Annotated in this window: 11 protein-coding genes and 1 riboswitch; of the genes, 4 read left to right on the forward strand and 7 right to left on the reverse strand. The window is 72.0% G+C overall.

Features of this window, described 5'->3' with window-relative positions; translation table 11 throughout:
- Positions 1-235: 235 nt before the first annotated feature.
- Entirely contained in the window at positions 236-1,711 is a 1,476-nt protein-coding gene (locus AB0D01_RS16935; protein ID WP_363055953.1) for a hypothetical protein, read from the reverse strand.
- Positions 1,712-1,730: 19 nt separating this feature from the next.
- Positions 1,731-3,113, reverse strand: a complete 1,383-nt coding sequence (locus AB0D01_RS16940; RefSeq protein WP_363055954.1) for a DUF1214 domain-containing protein — start codon at positions 3,111-3,113, stop codon at positions 1,731-1,733.
- 369 nt (positions 3,114-3,482) lie between these two features.
- Here AB0D01_RS16940 and AB0D01_RS16945 point away from each other — a divergent pair, with 369 nt between their 5' ends.
- From AB0D01_RS16945 to AB0D01_RS16955, 3 genes are all read left to right on the forward strand, one after another.
- Complete coding sequence (locus AB0D01_RS16945) at positions 3,483-4,322, forward strand: tat (twin-arginine translocation) pathway signal sequence (RefSeq protein WP_363055955.1); 840 nt, start codon at positions 3,483-3,485, stop codon at positions 4,320-4,322.
- Positions 4,323-4,485: 163 nt separating this feature from the next.
- On the forward strand, positions 4,486-4,881 hold the full coding sequence (locus AB0D01_RS16950) for a hypothetical protein (protein ID WP_363055956.1): 396 nt from the start codon (positions 4,486-4,488) through the stop codon (positions 4,879-4,881).
- A gap of 179 nt (positions 4,882-5,060) precedes the next feature.
- Positions 5,061-5,474: a hypothetical protein gene (locus tag AB0D01_RS16955; protein ID WP_363055957.1), complete on the forward strand. Its 414-nt coding sequence runs from the start codon at positions 5,061-5,063 to the stop codon at positions 5,472-5,474.
- Between the two features lie 236 nt (positions 5,475-5,710).
- Here AB0D01_RS16955 and AB0D01_RS16960 read toward each other — a convergent pair whose 3' ends face one another.
- The 5 genes from AB0D01_RS16960 to AB0D01_RS16980 form a co-directional block, all read right to left on the reverse strand.
- Complete coding sequence (locus tag AB0D01_RS16960) at positions 5,711-5,974, reverse strand: hypothetical protein (RefSeq protein ID WP_363055958.1); 264 nt, start codon at positions 5,972-5,974, stop codon at positions 5,711-5,713.
- 5 nt (positions 5,975-5,979) lie between these two features.
- Positions 5,980-10,008, reverse strand: a complete 4,029-nt coding sequence (locus tag AB0D01_RS16965; RefSeq protein ID WP_363055959.1) for a hypothetical protein — start codon at positions 10,006-10,008, stop codon at positions 5,980-5,982.
- A 151-nt stretch (positions 10,009-10,159) separates the two neighbouring features.
- The gene (locus AB0D01_RS16970; RefSeq protein WP_363055960.1) at positions 10,160-11,281 is read right to left on the reverse strand and encodes a hypothetical protein; all 1,122 of its coding nucleotides are present in this window, start codon (positions 11,279-11,281) and stop codon (positions 10,160-10,162) included.
- Positions 11,278-11,811, reverse strand: coding sequence for a hypothetical protein (locus AB0D01_RS16975; protein WP_363055961.1), 534 nt, complete (start codon positions 11,809-11,811; stop codon positions 11,278-11,280). The genes AB0D01_RS16970 and AB0D01_RS16975 overlap by 4 nt, the downstream gene beginning before the upstream one ends.
- 80 nt (positions 11,812-11,891) lie before the next feature.
- Complete coding sequence (locus tag AB0D01_RS16980) at positions 11,892-13,448, reverse strand: AbfB domain-containing protein (RefSeq protein WP_363055962.1); 1,557 nt, start codon at positions 13,446-13,448, stop codon at positions 11,892-11,894.
- 752 nt (positions 13,449-14,200) lie between these two features.
- Positions 14,201-14,338, forward strand: a riboswitch (cobalamin riboswitch).
- A gap of 496 nt (positions 14,339-14,834) precedes the next feature.
- Here AB0D01_RS16980 and AB0D01_RS16985 point away from each other — a divergent pair.
- Positions 14,835-15,821: an ABC transporter substrate-binding protein gene (locus AB0D01_RS16985; RefSeq protein ID WP_363055963.1), complete on the forward strand. Its 987-nt coding sequence runs from the start codon at positions 14,835-14,837 to the stop codon at positions 15,819-15,821.
- The last annotated feature ends 65 nt before the right edge of the window (positions 15,822-15,886 follow it).

The following is a 15,886-nucleotide window of genomic DNA, read 5'->3' on the forward strand; positions in this document are numbered from 1 at the left end:
CAACACGACCGGCTCGACGAACCGACCCGACTCCGAAGGCCTCAGTGGTCAGGGTCGCACGGTGGGCGGGACCGCCCGCCGTGCGACTGGAGGACGGTGGGGATGAACCACGTCGCCCGAATGGGGCCGTGGCGCGGAGCCGCGAGGTGGCGGAGTTCCCTGGTCCGCCGGTCGGGGCCGCGGGCGCGCAGCGCCCACGGCTCCGACCGCGTCACCTCCGGGCGCCGGCGCCGCCCTACGCGCCGGCCTTGCCCGACCCACCGGGTCGGGCGGGCTTCCCGGGCTTCCCGGGCTTCCCGGGCTTGCCCGACTTGTCGTGTTCCGGATGCTTGGGCCCGTCGTGCCCGTCGTGCCCGTCGTGCCCGTCCGGGCGCTCCGCCTGCGCGAAGCACGCGTCCGCGCCGCCGACCTGGAACAGCGTGGTCGAGCAGTAGACGGCCTCCGGGTAGTAGGCGCCCATCACATCGCGCGCGGTCTCGGGCAGGCCGTCCGGCGGCACGTTCTGCACCGCGTGGCTGAACCCGGGGGCCGGGAGCATGTTGCGCATCAGCAGGAGATCGCGCGGCGCCGGCCGGCCGACCAGGTTGGTGCCCCAGGCGAGCCAGGTCACGCCGTTGGCGGCGGTCGCGTTGCTCGGCCGGTCCGCGGGCGTGGAGACCACGTACGTGTACCGCCCGGCGGAGTCGAGGGTCGTCTGGTAGTCCGCCGCACAGGCCGTCACCGGGTAGGGCTTGGCGTAGACGTTGTTGCACATGGACCAGTACCTGAGGTCCTGCGGCCCGGTCACCGGCTCACCGTTTCGGGTGTTCGGGAACTGCGGTCCCCGGCCCCTGACCACCACGATCCGCCGCGCCTGGTAGGTCACGGGGGAGGAGATGTACTGGTTGAACGAGTTCGGGAAGAGCCCGGCCTCGTACTGCGGCGGCTGGTGTGCGAAGAGGGGCTCCGCCCACAGGTCCGGGTACGGGCCGGGCGCGACCGCGTAGACGAAGGCGGTCAGCAGGGAGTTGACGACCGTGTTCCCGCCGGGGTTCGGGCAGGGCGGCAGCAGCGCCGGGACCCCGCCGGCACCGGTGACCGAGACGGTCGGCAGGGCGGGCGTTCCGGCCGGCTCGTCCGGGTCGGTGGGGATGTACACCCGGAAGATGAGGTAGCCGGTTCCGTTGCCGTCCGGAGGTACGGCCCTCAGCGGGTTGGGCCCCTCGGTCCCGTCGGCCGTGATGGTCACGGTGTAGGTCGCGTCGTACGAGGCACCGGGGACGACGTAGGGGTTCTGCGCACCGTCGTCGGGCTGGAGCCGTGCGTCGTAGAGGGAGTCGGGTCCCCCGGTCACCGGCGAGAACTGGTTGTCGTACGTGCTCAGGGAGAAGAAGCGGGCCTGCGCGAACGTCCCCTTGACGGTGAGCTTCATGCCCGGAGTGAACCGGTAGGGGATCACCCAGCACGAGGAGCTCGTGTCGGGGAAGGCGACGTTCAGGTTCTCGGCGGTGGCCAGCAGCGGCCAGGCGCAGCGGGCGGTCACACCGGGCAGGGTCGGCGCGTCGACCACCAGTTCCTCGGGCATTTCCGGCGCCGCGGCCGGCGGCTTCGGGTGCGGGACGGGGTCGGTGGTGCTCGCGGTGGCGGGAGCGGTCAGGGTCGGACCTGTGGCCAGGGCTACGGCGCCCGCCAGCAGCAGGGCCTTCCTGACGAAGGGCTGGAGCATGGGCATGGATCTCCTTTCCGCGCGTTCAGTCGAGCGGGGTGACGGCGGGCGGTACGTACGTGTCGTCCGCGACGCTTCCCTCGGGGCCGTAGACGCGCAGCATGGCGTTGAAGGGCCCGGCGGGGACGGGCAGCCAGTTCGCCACCGGGACCCCCTCGGGGCGCGTCGGCGTCAGGTAGACGGTCACCGAACCGTCGGGGGCGGTGACCAGACCGGGGGTGTAGCTCGCGACGACGTACTTCTCGGCGTCGTTCGGCACCAGGGTGATCGACTTCGGCACGTACGAGGTGACCGACCAGAACCGCCTGGCCTCGGGCACCTGCCCCGCCGGGAACGTGATCCGGTAGCCGCGCCCGGAGGCGTCGAGCCGGGCCCCCGACCCGTCGGTGAAGGCGTGGTAGTAGGCCGCCGTGGCCCGGGAGTTGCCGTACTGGAGGAACTCGCTGATGGAGGACCGGTCCAGGTACTCGGAGGGGGTCCAGACGCCGGTGTTGGTGAAGTGCACCCAGTTCGTCGGACCCCGGTGGGTGAGGTAGTTCCGCACGATGCGCGCGTGGGCGTCCTGGGCGCCGCGGGCGAAGGCGTCGGCCTCGTCGGGGTCGACGCCGTTGCCGAACAGCCGGTCGAACCGGTCGGACAGGGCCTGGTCCTCGGGGGACAGCGGAGCGGTCGTCGGGGCGTGCATGGCCCGCTGGAGCTGGCGCAGGAAGGCCGGCGGAGCCCGGGCGATCTCCCGGTCGGCGAGCTCCTTGAGCTTCGCCCCGTACACGATGACCGGCAGGACGCGTGCCTTGCCGGAGGACGGGTCGCGCTGGTAGTCGGCCAGGGTGGCCAGGTGCAGGTTCAGCCGGAAGCGTTCGGCCTCGGCGCGCATGTCGGTGCCGTCGGAGGAGTACTTGTCCGCCCGGAAGATCCACGAGCTGGCCGCCAGCGGCACCGGGATCCGCGTCACCCCGGGCGGCAGCGTGCCGCTCCACCCTGGAGGGGTGAGCGCGTACGTCCCCGGCCGCTCCGTCGACACGTCCGTGGGGAAGACGTCGCCGAACAGGCCGGTGGTGAGCAGGGAGTACGTGGCCGTGGTGGACGGCACGGTCAGGATGAGGGGCTGACCGTCGGTCATGTCCACGAAGGCGCGCACGTACAGGGTGTCGTCGTTGGGTGCGACGACCAGCCCGAACACGGGGCTCATGGTCGCGGGCCCCGTCAGGCTGTTGGCGGCCAGGTCCCGGGGGTTCTGGGCGTGGGTGAACCAGCGGGGGTAGAAGTGCTCCACGTAGCTGGTGGCCGTCGTGCGGGCGATGCCCGAACCGTCGACGGGTGGCTTCGGGTCGGCGGTCGCGGTGCCGCCGAGCAGAAGGGTCGCGGCGGCGGCGAGCGCCGCGAACCGCGAGGAGGAGGTCGCTCTCATGGGTCTTCCAGGTCGTCGGGAACGTCATGGCGCCCTTGACCTATCAGCCGCGCGGTCGAGCCTCACCGCCACAACGCCGCAGCCGCCGTGAAGACACCCCGTCCGGCAGCGGTCGGCCCCGTCCGGTGGACTCGCGCGTGCCGCGAGCCTCCCCGGGGCCGCACGAGGCGCGCTCGCAGGGGCCCGGCGGAGCTTCGGATCCCCCACGGCCACCTCGACGCTCAGGGTGGGGACAGCCCCACCCCACGATCGGAGGTCTGCCCCACAGACCTGCGGACCGGCGTCGGGATACCGTCACGTCCTCGGTCCAGGTCACCGTCCCCCACAGGCCCGCGCCGCCTCCGACGCACCCACACACGAAGGCCCCTCATGGACACCCTCGGCTCTCTGCGCCCGCCCACCACCACGCCCCGACGGCGGATGGGCCTCCTCATCGCCGCGTCCGGGGTGCTGCTCGCCGCGTTCTTCGTCGCGCCCAACGCACTGGCACGCGGCTCCGTCGACACCGGAAACGTCGGCACGACCTTTCGACACGGCCTGGCCGCGTACTGGAACTCGGGCAGCCAGGAGTTCCCCCGCCCGCTGGACGCCGCGGTTTCCTTCTGGTTCCGCTTCCATGTGGTCAAGGCGGGCGTGAGCGCGCTGCTGCTGGCCGCGGTCGTGGTGATCGGCATCGTCCTGTGGCGGTTGCGACGGGAGCGGGCCGCGGAGCGTACGCACCGCTCGCTCGGCCTGTCGTGGACGCTCGTCGCGGCGACCGGAACCTTCGCCCTGGTGGCCCTGGTGGCCAATGTGCAGGGCGCGGCGGCCCCCTTCGCCTCGCTGCTCCCGATGCTGTCGGGTGGGGGTGGGGACGCCGGTGTCGAGACGACGGTCGCACAGGCCAAGGAGCAGCTCGCGACCTACCCCGATGGCCGGCACTCCCCGGCGCTCATCGCGATGATCGACGACTTCGCCCTCTACCACGCGGTTCTGGCCGGGATGGCGGCCGTGTTGGCACTGGCACTCGCCGTGGCGACCGTGATCCTGTGGCGACGACGCAAGGCGCATCCCGCACCTGCCGGTACGCGGGCGCGGCGCCGGCTGACGTGGGGTGTCGTGGCCTCGGCGACCCTGGCGGCCGTGGTCCTGGTCGTGGCTGTCGCGAACGCCATGAACGCGGCGGACTCCCCGCAGGCTCTCGCGGCCTTCTTCGAAGGCAGTTGGTGACACGAGGTCATGCGTGCCGAGACCTTCAGCCCTGCCTGCGGACGACGCGCGACCGAGCGGCAGAGAGGTCGCAACGGTTCGGTGTGACAGGTCGACGGTCGCTGTCATGCGACCCCGCCGGCCGCCGGCGCGTCACCGTGTGGGCCCGAATACAGTGATCATCATGGTCGACAACATATTCGTCAGTCCTGGTCCTCAGGATGTGAAACTGATTCAGGAGACGGCGGCAGTGGCCGTTTCCTGGGCTGTCAAGGGAGAACTGACCGATTGGCAGTCGAAGCTTCTGCGGATCGGCTACCACCGGAGCGGCCACGAGATGATCGGGGAGGCGACGTGGGTGATGGACTGGGCGAGGGCCTTGCGTGACGTCCTTGATCAGGCCGTCGACAGCGAGGAGGGCCGGCGCCTCGTGGCCACGGCGAAGGACACGGCGCTGCGGGAGATGGAACTTCATCTGCACGATGTGGTCGAGGCGGACCATTGGCATCGCAGCCCGGACTGGCCTGGATACCGCGAAGCCCTGAGCCGGATCATCGCCGCCGACGGACCGACTGCCTGAGCGGAAGAACGCCACCGCCGGTCTTGCGAGGCCCTCGGAGTGTCGGCGGCGCGCCGTGTGTGCCTGGAGGTGCGGAAGAGCCGGCTGCTCTGTATCTCGTACCGCGCCGTGCCGGAGGGGCTCTATCGGCATGCGGGCGGCGGTTGTGTACTGGAGGCCTGCTGTTTCGAGGGGGAGGCATGCCGTACACGTCGGAGCCGGGAACACCGGAGTCAGCGGATGAGGAGGAGCCCTGGCTCACCCGTGACGAGGTCGCGAAGCTGTGGCCGGTACGTGAGGACTGGTTGTCGGGTGCCGCCTATCGTGCGGGTGTCCGCGTCCGCAGGGTCAGCGGGAGAAGCCTGGGCACCTGGGGGGCGGAGCCGACTCGGTACTACTTCCATCCGGAGGACGTGCGCGGGGCCGCGTCGGCGATCGCGGAGGGGCGCGTCGACCTCCCGGCGGACTGGCGCACCGACACTCCCGAGGGGCGGCGGGCGGAGTTTCGGGGCCTGCTGATCGCCCGTGTCGCCGGCACGCTCGCCATCGCGGCCCTCCTGATCGGGCTCTGCCTCATCCTGGGCTCGGTGATCTTCTTGCTGACAGTGGAATGATCACGAGTGTCGTAGCCGACGGCCCGCTGTTCCGACCGCTGTTCCGGTCGCTACCGCGGTGCGGGGCTGTCGTCCTCGCTACGTGCAAGCAGTTGAACGAGCAATTGACGAGGCAGAAGAGCTTGCCGTCCGTCGACGGAGCCCAGTGGTGTCCCGTCGTGGGTAGCGACACCAGGAAGAGACGGTCCTGCGAGTCCGGTGGGGCGGGCGCGGTCCGGCCGCGCCCGCCTTCCGGGTCAGGACCGCGGCGGTGTGCGCAGCACGCGGGCCGTGGTGCGGTCGGTGTCCAGAGCGCTGAGGCGGACCGGTTCCCGGTCGGGGTCCAGGACCACGGCGGGGTACACGTGCCCGATCAGGGTCTGCGGGTCGGTGTCGGGCCACTGCGGGTATTTGGCGTTGACGATCTGTCCGGGGGTGCCGTCGGTGAACTCGACGTCCAGCCCCCAGGGGCGGGCCGCTACGACGACGACCTCGTACTCGTGGTGCAGGATCGGAATCATGGGTGTCAGTTGCTCCCTGGCTTGGGGATCCACGTGCGATCGACCGTCAGAGCGTTGAACTGGGCGAGGTCGGAGTACGGGATCTCCCACTCGATGCGCGGGGCTCCGTTGGGGCCCTTCCAGTCGTAGCGCTTCGCGGCCTTGGGGAACTTGACCAGGAACTCCATCTTCATGTCGTACCTGATCATGCCCGCGGCGTAGGGGCCGCGGCCCCAGTACTCGCCGGCCACGCTCTTCTCCCCGAAGTAGATCTGGCCGTTGTCATCGGGTAGGCGCGAGGCGGGGTTCGGGCCGTGGGCCCGCTCGTAGGCGACGTCCACGGTCTTGGGGGTGCGGTAGATGGGGAAGACGCAGTCCTGGTCGGTCTTCGGCTTGTCCCCGGGCTTCGCGCTCGGCGCGGCCATCGCGCGGGCCTTCGGTTTGGGGTCGCGCGTGGAGCGGTCGCAGCTGAGACCGAGTTTGTCGAGCTTGCCCTTGGCGTCCTCGAACCTCTCGTCGTACTTGTCGACCTTCTTGCGAGCCCCGTCGACCTTCTCCAGGAACCCCTTGATGCCCCAGATGGCCTTGCTGATCTTGGGGATCTTGCTCGCGATCTTGGCTGCCTTGGCCCACGGCAGGTTCGAGACCACGGCCCACAGGCAGGTGGGGATGTCCGGGTCGTCGATGCACGCCTTGATGTCCTCGGCGACGAGCTCCACCAGGATCTCGGCCCCGTTCTCCAACAGGTAGTCCAGCAGGTCCTGGGCGGCGAGGTCACGGGCCAGGTCGAGTTCCTCCCCGGTCAGACCCGCCTGCTGCAGGGCCCACTGGACGGAGAGGTCGAGGACGAGCTTGTCCAGCGCCGCGTGGCCCGCCTCGGAGGATCCTCCGCCGGAGCCTCCGCCTCCGTCCTGACCACCGGGCTTGGTGTACTTGACGTTCTTGACGGCCGCCGCGGCGAGGGCCTTGCGCGCCCTTTCCCGTTCCTCGTCCTCCGCCCGTTTCGCGGCGTCCTCGGCCTCCTTGGCGTACGTCTTGGCGTTCTTGGCGGCGTTCTCGGCGGACTTGGCGTGCTCCTCGGCGGACTTGGCCAACCTGGCGGCGTCCGCCGCGTCGCGTTCCGCCCGAGAGGCGAGATCGCGGGCCGCGGCGGCCTCCTTCTCCGCCAGGGCGGCGGCTGCCGAGGAAGCGGCGGCCTGGTTCTCCGCGTCCGTGGCGGCGGAACGAGCCCGCTGCGCCTCGATTTCGGCCTGGGTGGCCGCGTCACGAGCCTTGCCGGCGTCGGCGAAGGCCTTGTCGGCGGCCTGCCGGGCGATGCCCGCGTCGGCCTTGGCCTGTTTGTCGGCTCCCTCGGCCGAGACCGCGGCGGTGCGCGCCTTGGCGGCGTCGGAAGCCGCGTCCGCGGCGGAGGCGGCGGCACGCGAGGTGGAGCGGGCGGCGTCCGCGGTGGACCGGGCCGCCTGAGCCGCGGCCGCGTAGGCGGGTGCCACCTGGGCGTTGGCGCTCTTCGCCGCCGCCTCGGCCGCGACGGCCGCCTTCACGGCCTCGTCCGCCTTGGCCTGGGCGGAAGCGACCTGCTCCGCTCCCATGGCGAGGGCGGCGCGGGCGACGGCGACGGCGAAGTCCGCGCCGACGTCGGAACCGGTGAAGGGAGCGACCAGGGTGATCGCCGTGTTCGCCGGGTCGGCGATACCGGCGGCGGTGGTACGTGCCGCCAACGCGGCCTGGACCGCGATCGACGCGTGCAGCTGGGCCATCGCGGCCTCGCTGGACGCCCCGCTCGCCTCGTCACGGGTGCGGTGGGCCGCCTGGAGCGCGGCGTTGGCCTCGACGGCGGCACGTCCGGTCAGCCGGGCCGCCTCGTGCGCGGCCTCTCCGGCGCGAGCCTCCTGGAGGGTGGCCTCGCCGGCCTTGGAGCCGGCCCGTTGGGCCTGGGCGTGGGTGGCGTCCGCGTGGGACGCGGCCTTGTCGGCGGCGGCGTCGGCGGCCGAGGCCGCCGCTTCGGCCAGCCCGGCGGCGTGGTCGGCGCGGGCCGCGTGGGCACCGGCCTCCGCGGCTGCCGCACGGGACCGGGCGGCAGCGCCTTGGGCCTCGACGGAAGCGGCGCGAGCGCGCTCGGCCGAAGCGCCGGCGTCGTTGGCGGCGTTGCGGGCCCTGGTGGCGGCGGAGGCGGCGTTGCCCGCCTCGGTGCGGGCCTCGACGGCCGCGCGGCGGGCGTTCTCGGCATCGACGGTGCCCTGCGCGGCGGCCGCGACGGACTCCAGGGCGCGAGCCCGGGCGTCCTGGGCGCGCTGTTCGCGTTCGGCCTGGGCCGCCTGGTCGCGGGCCTGCCGTGCCGCGGTCTCCTGGCCTCGGGCCTGACCGTCGGCCTGGGCCGCCCGGCCCTCCGCCTCGGCGGAACGATTGCGCGCGAGCTGGGCGTCCGCCTGGGCGACGCGGGCCTCGGCGCGCTTGGCCGCGGCGGTGCGGGCCTCTGCGTCGGCGACGGCGCGGGCGGCGGCGGCGTTGTCACGCTCGCGTTGCGCCCGGGCCCGGGCCTCGGCCGCGAGGGCGCGTTCCCGCTCGGCGACGGCCCGCTGCTCCTCGGCGATCTTCGCCTGGCGCTGTGCCTCCTCACGGGCCCGGCGGGTCTTGTCGGCGTGCTCCCAGGCGGTCTTCGCGGCCTGTTCGGCGTCGATGCGCGCCTGTCGGGACTGCGCGGCGGCGTCGGCGGCGGTCTTGGCCTGCTTCTCGGCCTGTGTGGCGAGTTCGCCGGCGGTCTTGGCGTGCTGTTCCGCGTTGGTGCGCCAGGCGGTGGCCTGCTTGGCGTGCAGTTCGGCCTGGTTCTGGGAGTTCAGGCCGGCGGCGTCGGCGGCTGCGGCGTCCACGGCGTGCTGGGCGGTGCGGGCCGCGCGGGCGGCGGCGTCGGCCGCGGCGGCGATACCGGCGGCCACGTCGGACCACTGCGTGCCGTGAGTCAGCCCCGTCTCGACGAGGATCTCCGCCTGGACCTTGGCCTGTCCGGCCGCCACCTGCGCCTGCTTGGCGGCAGTGTCCGCGAGACCGACCTGGACCGCGACGGTCTCCTTGGCGGCCGTGTAGTCGGAGAGGCGTTTGCCGGCGCGGTCTCCGGCGAGGAGGCGGTCGGCGTCGCGGGAGGCCCCGGCGGCCAGGCTCATCGCGTTGGAGGCGTTCTTGAGGGCCTTGACGGCGTTGCCGTGGGCGGTGATCAGCTTGCCCCGGGCCTCGCCCGCACGGGCCGTGTTCTCCGCGAGCCGGCGCAGGCGCTCGGCGGCCGCCAGGGCCTCCTGCTGCTCCTTCTCCCGGGCGGCCCGTTCGTCGGTGTCCTTGCGGGCGGCGGCCTCGTAGCCCTTCTCCAGGTACTCGGCGATGACCTTGTCGTCACCGGTGGCCAGGGCCACGCGGGCGGTGCGCTTCACCTCCGGTCCGCCGCCGGCGGCGAGGATCTCCACCCGCTTGCGGTTCTCCTCGGCGCGCTTGCGGTCGTTGTCCGCGGTGGTCTTGTCCCGGCCTCGGGCGATCTCCGCGCCGAAGGCGAGGAAGTCGGCCCGATCCTGCGCGGTGCCCTTGAGGACCCGCTCCACCTCGGCGTTGAAGAAGGCACCGCCGGTGCCCTTGAGCGCCTCGATGGTGCGACGGTTGCCGATGTCGACCGCGTCGCGCCTGTCCTTGGCCCGTTGCCGGGCCTCCGCCTCGCCCCGCTCCAGGAACTCGCGGATCGCGCGCGGATCCGTGCTCTCCAGGGCCTTGCGGGCGGCTGCCCTGACCTCTTCCTCGTCGTCGAACTCGGCGTAGTCCTCGACCAGTTGCCTGTCCGCATCGGCGCTGATGCGGGCGAGACCGGTCAGCGGCACCGCGGGCGGCGCGGCAGCGGCGCCGCCGGTCGGGGGCGCGGTGGCGGGCAGGACCCCGGGCCACGGAGCGGCGACGGCCGGGGCCGGCCCGATCAGGCCCGTGAGCAGACCTGCGGCGAGGACCGTCGAAACGGCTCTGGCGATGGACGCCCGTGGGCGTCCGGTTCGTCTTCCGGCCCGTAGCCGGAGTGTCCCCCTCATGGGATGTGTCCCCTTCTCTTTCTTTGCTTATATGGATCAATCGGAGAAAAAGCGGCAAACAAGTGCCCCGCCCTGCGAAGGCGGGGCACCGCTGCCGCGGATCCGCCGACCCGCCCGAAGGGCCGATCGGCGCTCGGCGGTCGGCGTCCGGTCAGCCCGCGACGCGCGTCTGGCCGTCCTGGGCCCGTCGCAGCAGGTCCTCCCAGAAGGCGATGGGTGCGGCCGCGCCCCGCTCCTCGGCGGTCCAGGCCGTCAGGTTCTCCCCGGCGGGGCCGACGATGGTCTGCCAGGGGCCGTCCGGGTTCTGCCGCGCGAACTCCTGGATCTCCCCCCAGTTGCGGGCCTGAAGACCGGCATGGGTCCGGTCCGCCTGCCACGCCGTTCGGGCGTCACCTGCCAAAGTGGCCACCGCGCGCCAGGCCCGCAGGGCCTCCGCACGCGCCGCTTCCCGGTCCATCGCCGCGGGCAGCGCGTCCTCGGCCTCGATCGCCGTCTTCAACGCGATGGCGAGGACCCGATGCCGCAGCGACTCCTCGTCCGCCGTCCGCAGCCGATACCCCTCCAGATCCAGGGCACCGCCGGTCACCCAGCCGTATCCGTGGAACTCCCGCAGGTCCGCGTCCGAGGCCCCGGGCCGCAGCGCCCATTGGGCGGCCACCCGGACCTGCTCGCCCGGGTCGCGTCGGGCGAGCGAGCGTACGAACTCCCGTTCGCGTTCGGTGACGGCGCGCTGCTCTCCGGCCGCCGTCTCCCGTACCGTCCGATCCTCCTCCTGGGCCCGGGCGTACCCGGTCCGGACGAAGGCGGAGCGGTCGGCGTCGGTGCCCTTCAGGGCCTGTTCGGCCGCACTGCGGGTGCGGGGGGCGAACGACGCCGCGTGGGTGCGCACGACGCGTTCGCAGAAGAGCCGGTTGCGGGTACGGGTCTCACGCAGACGCTGCCTGGCGAAGTCGTAGCCGCCGCCCGCGGCGAGCCACTCGCCGATGGCCTGGTCACCGCCCGTGTGCCTCAGGGCGTTCCACGCGGAGGTGCGCAGCTCGGCCGGGAGCCCGGACAGCGCGATACGGCGGACCTGTTCCCGCGCCCCGTCGAGCGCGGCGGCGTGGGCGGCGCGCGCCTCGGGACTCCCGACCGCGGGCGCGGCCGAGGCCGGGTGCCGCACGGCTTCGGGGCCGGGGGAGGGGGAGGCGTGTGCCGTCGGTGCCGTGAGCGCGACCGCGAGGAGGACGGCCACCGCCCCGGTCGTGAACCGGACCGGCGCGCGGCCGCTCACCCGGTCACCGGCACGGCTCGAAACACCTGGGTGAACTCGTCCGCCGAGACGGATCCGCAGGTCATGTTGAGCGGCCGTCGGCGCTCCGCGTGCGGCAGCGTCAGACAGCGCTTGGGGGTGCGGGTGGAGAGCCGGACGGTGGGCTGGGTACCTCCCGTGAGCGTCTCGGCCTGCCACTTCTCGTTCGTGAGGTTGTTCACGGCCTTGTCGGCACACCAGTTCAAGGTCACACCGGCAGCGGTCGGCATGTGGCCCAGGCACCGACCGGTGAGCTTGGAGACGACCAGGACGGAGTTCTCGTCCAGGCGCCGGAACTCGAAGCGCTGCGCCTCGCTGTCGGCGTCGCAGGGCGCCGCGAGCAGACCCACGGCCAGGAACGAAGCCCCTTCGGGTTGCAGACACGTTCCCGCGCGGTCGGACCTGAGCTGGTGGTACACGCGGTCCTCGACGGCCTGGGAGGTGGTGGCGCAGGCCATCACGGTGGCGGCCGTGACGCAGGCGGCCAGGACGGATCTCGTCATTCGGGACATGGGTGTCCCCCTTCCGTGTGAGCCGGACGTGCTCCGGCGGGGCGCGATGGACGATCGTGATGTCGGTGGCGCGGTGCCGGTCACGGCGCGAGCGGCGGAGTGATGCGCCAGACCGCGTTGCGCATCATCACGATCGGCGCCGTGACCAACTGCCCCGCGTTGTAGTCGAGGTACTGGTTGGGATCGATCGCTGACTTCCACAGCACGCGGTCGCCGCCGTCGGTGCACCAGGTGGCGCTGTTGCGGAAGTCGGGCGTCCGGTCGTCCACGGCGACCCTCAGCGCACTGCCGGGCCTGCCGCTGAGGTAGTGCCCGGGCTTGGTGGCCGCCTCCAGCGAGTGGCAGCCGGCGCGCCCCGAGAGGGCGGGCACGATGGCCCAGGTGGCTTCCTCGCGGTCGCGCTGCGGACTCCTGGAGTCGATGGGGGTGAGGAATCCGAGCCCGTGGTCGGCGGAGCTGTAGCGCGCGAACCAGCCTTCGACTCCGTTCGCGGGCAGCAGGATCTGCAGGGACTGACGGCGGAACCGTTTCTGGTTCTCCTCCTTGAGGAAGTCGCTGATCCGCTCGTCACCGGCCGCGAGTGCCTTCTTGGCCGCCGCCACGAGGTTCGGGTTCACCCCGGTCTTCTCGGCGGCATCCTGCATCTGCTGGGTCAGGAGTCGGTTGGCGGCCGCGATCTTCTTGCGCCGTGCCTCGTCGTCGCGCTTGTAGGCGGCGTCGGCACCGGTGAGGAGGAAGTCCAGCCAGTCCGCGGGCTTCGGGCTGAGCAGCGCGCGTTGGGCGGCGGAGTGGAGTTCGGAGCCCTTCAGGTCGGCGGGGGCCTGACGCAGCATCTCGCGCAGGAAGTTGTCGTCGCTCACGTCGAGCAGGCCTTGGGTCATCGACACCCGGAACAGCGCGGCCACGTTCTTGCGGGCCGCCTGGTTCTTGCGCAGCTCCGCCTCCTTGCGGTCCCTCTCGGCGATCTCCTCCAACTCGCGCGCCACGTCGCGGCGATGGGCCTCACGCGCGCCGTTGACGATGAACTCGCGCCAGGCCGCCTGGTCCTCGGCGAGTGCCTTCGCGGCGGCGGCGCGGACTTCCGGGCCCGAGGCGGCGTGCCGCAGGACGGCTCGCACGAAGTTGTCGTCGCTGAGCGCCAGCAGCTCCGGGGTGGGGGTGATGCCGATGACGGTGAGCACCTGTTGGCGGGCCAGCCGTGCCACCCGCTCGGCCTCCGCCTTGTCGCGTTCGCGCTGCTGGTCCTGCCGGTTGGCCTCGTGGATGCCGGTGACGACGAACGTGACCAGGTCGGCGGCGACCGCCCCGACCATGGCCCGCTCGGCCGCGGTGCGAACGGACTCCCGTCGCTCACCGGCCTCGCCGGCCTTCCGCCACAGCGCGTGGACGAAGTCGTAGTCGCTCAGGAGCAGTACGTCGGGCGTCGGGTCGAGTCCGACGACGGCCGCCGCGTCGACGCGTTGGGCCTCGGTGGTGCCCACGGCCGTGGCGAACGCCGCCTGTCGTTCCTCGGGCGCCGGCGCCGCGACCACGGACGTCTGAACACCGAGCGCGAGGACCGTGGCGACGGCGGTGGTGCCGATGACGAGGCGGGGGACGACGCCGCCGCGGGCGCCGGAGATCGTGGTTCTTCTCATGGTTCGATGGCTCGCATTCGTAGGGAATGGGCGTGCTCCGGCCCCGGGCGGGAGGCCGGTGGAACAGGGCGTGGAAGGTCTTCGTGAGACACGTCGGCATGCCAAGGACGGCCCTCGACGCGGCATGACGGTTCCGGTGGATGGCCGGGCATGACGGAACGGTGAACGACGGCACCGCCGGTACGCGCGATGCCGGGTGTGTGGAAGATCCGGCCCGCGCGGAACCGGAAAAGTGGAATGCGGAACGCACGCGTGGCGTGCGGAGAAAGCCCCCGTGGTCGTGGTGTGACGCCTCGTTCCGGGGAACGAGGCGTGGGTCGTGCTCTCGTCACGGGAGGGTGGTCAGCCTGCTCCCGGCAGAGCGGTACCGACTGGTCAGGTCGGTGATCATGGACCCTAACAGGACTCCACGGCGACGCAGCGTGAGATTCGGCCCGCGGGCCGGCCCGCGCCCCTCGCCGCAGGAGAGGAGGGAAGGGTTCCCATTTCCTGCGGATGCCCGGTGGGAAGCACAAGGACCCGGGTCGAGCGCATGGTCACTCTCGCCCGACGGACTTCTGGTCGCCGGTGCGTACCGACTCCGTAATCTGTCAGGTCACAGGGGCGGCCCCCGGCGCGGTCGCCGTCAGGACGGTCTCTGGTTTGGATGGGATCGGCCGAAATGGTGATCCGGCACGGTGGGTCCCTCATGAGCGGAAAACTTCCCGAACGCGCTTTCGTCCGGCCGGGTTTGGGTCGTACGATGCGGCTACCCGGTCGAGGCCGGGTGCTGTCGCCATGCCGTGTGATGCGGGGGAAGCCGGTGGGATTCCGGCGCTGACCTGCAACCGTGTGCGCCGCCCGCCAGGGTGTCGTGAGTCGGAATGCCCGCCGCCCGGTCGTATTTCGCTTCCCTCCGTCACGGTCTGCGGCGTGGAGCCCGGGGTCATCCCGCCTTCGCGCCGCGGCGCGCGGGTCGGGAGGTTCGGGCGCGCCCGGACCTCGCCCGCCCGCAAAGGTTTCCCATGTGCTCGCTCCTGGTCCGCCCGGCGACCGCCACCTCCGGCTTCACTGCTGTTCTGTCTCGCAGCTGGGCGTGGCCCTTTGCCCCGGATGTCGATCAGCCGATGACACCGGGCGATGCGGGTGCGCCGATCACCTGACCTACGGCAGGGCCGTGCCGGCGGCTCTCTTTCGGCCCGCGACTTCTCGATCCGACTCACAACCTGCCGTGCATCCGTGCGCCCCTGCCGGTCTCTCCGCGCTGTTGCACAACCCCCGCAGTTGCTGAGAGCTTGCAGGGCGTGGTGGCCGGTATCCCTCCATGCCCACCACGAGGCATCCGCTCCACCCGACTCCATGACGTGCGTTGGCCGTCCGATCAACTGCGGTGAGAGGAAGCACTGGATGAGGACGAAGCGTCGGCTGTCGTTGCTGCTGGCTCTGAGCCTGGCGGTGCCGGTCGCCGGTTGTGGGAGCCCCACGCCGAACAGACCGGCCTCCGGGGGATCGGCGGCCGCGGGGTTTCCGGTCACGGTGTCCAACTGCGGCGTGACGACCACCTACCAGAGGCCTCCGCAACGGGCGGTGTCGCTGAACCAGCACGCGACCGAGGTCATGCTCGCGCTCGGTCTCGAGAAGTCGATGGTGGGCACCGGCTATCTGGACGACGCGATCCTGCCCGACTACCGGGCCGCCTACGGAAGGATCAAGGTCCTGTCCAAGGAGTACCCGTCCGCCGAGGTGCTGCTGGAGGCGGAACCGGACTTCGTCTACGGCGGGTTCGCCACGACCTTCGACGAGAAGGAAGGACGCGGTCGCGAGAACCTGGCCAAGGCCGGCGTCAACACCCGTCTGAACGTCGAGGAGTGCCCCACCGGCCCCGTCACGATGGCCGCGATGGACGAAGAGGTCCGCGGCGTCGCGAAGATCTTCGGCGTGCAGGACCGGGCCGAGGCGCAGGTGAAGAAGCTCCACGGCACCCTGGACGCCGTCGAGGCCAAGCTCACCGGAGTGGAGCCGGTCAAGCTGTTCGTCTACGACAGCGGGGACAAGACCGCCTTCACCGCGGGCGGCAAGGGCATCGGCAACGAGATGATCAAGCGGGCCGGCGGGGTGAACCTGTTCGCCGATGTGGACAAGGCCTTCGGTGACGTGTCGTTCGAGCAGGTCGCCGAACGCGCGCCCGAAGTCATCGTCATCTACGAGTACGGCGACCAGCCGGTCGAGGAGAAGAAGCGGTTCCTGCTGGCCAACCCGGCGCTGAAGGACGTACCGGCGATCAGGAACAAGCGGTTCGCGGTGCTTCCCCTGTCGTCCACCGTGCTCGGCGTGCGGGTGCCGTCGGCCGTGGAGTCCCTGGCCCGCCAGATCCACCCGGACCGCTTCCGGTGACCGATCTCCGGCAGGCGCGGACCGGGGCGTCCGGCGCGGTCGAGGCGTCGGCTTCGGCCGGCGAT

This window comes from Streptomyces sp. NPDC048606, assembly GCF_040650855.1.
Classification (GTDB): domain Bacteria; phylum Actinomycetota; class Actinomycetes; order Streptomycetales; family Streptomycetaceae; genus Streptomyces.